1 protein-coding gene is annotated in these 863 nt (G+C 76.2%); it reads left to right on the plus strand.

The genetic code is table 11. The features are described 5' to 3' along the window. Positions 1–863, plus strand: an 863-nt coding sequence (locus OZN99_RS32610) for a maleylacetate reductase (protein ID WP_270939324.1), incomplete at both ends; no start/stop codon positions are given.

Below are 863 nucleotides of genomic sequence, written 5' to 3' on the forward strand. Positions count from 1 at the left end.
GCCTGCGCCGGGCCCTGGTGGTGGCGACCGCGCCGCAGGCCGCACTGGCGGCGCGGGTCGCGGGCCTGCTCGGCGCCGCCACGGCCGGCGTCTTCGCCGAGGCGGCGATGCACACCCCCGTGGAGGTGACGGACCGCGCCCTGGACGAGTTCCGCCGGCGCAACGCGGATGGCGTGGTCGCCGCCGGCGGCGGCTCTGCCGTGGGGCTCGGCAAGGCGCTGTCGGTTCGCACCGGGCTGCCGCTGCTCTGCCTGCCGACGACCTATGCGGGCTCCGAGATGACGCCGATCCTGGGCGAGACGGCGGGTGCGGAGAAGCGGACGCGGCGCGATCCGCGCATTCTGCCGGCGACCGTGATCTACGACCCCGACCTGACCGCGACCCTGCCTCCGGGGATGGCCGCGGCGAGCGGGATGAACGCGCTGGCCCATGCGCTGGAGGCGCTCTACGCGCCGGACTGCAGCCCGATCGTCGCGCTGATGGCGGAGGAGGCGGTCGCCGCCCTGGCGCATGCGCTGCCGCGGGTCGTGGACTCCGCGGCGCAGGACGCGGCTCCGCGGGGCGAGGCGTTGTATGGTGCCTGGCTGTGCGGCGCCTGCCTCGGCCAGACGACGATGGGACTGCACCACAAGCTCTGCCACGTGCTCGGTGGCAGCTTCGGCCTGCCGCATGCCGAGACCCATGCGGTGGTGCTGCCGCATGTCGCCGCCTTCAACGAGGTGGCAGCCCCGACCGCGATGGCGCGCGTCGCGGCGGCCCTGGGCGCGCCGACGGCCTCGGCCGGGCTGTGGCAGCTCGGCGCGGCGCTGCCGCTGCCGCGAAGCCTGGCGGAGCTGGGCCTGGCGGAGGCCGACCTTGACCGG

This window comes from Falsiroseomonas oryzae (genome assembly GCF_027856955.1).
Lineage (GTDB): Bacteria > Pseudomonadota > Alphaproteobacteria > Acetobacterales > Acetobacteraceae > Falsiroseomonas > Falsiroseomonas oryzae.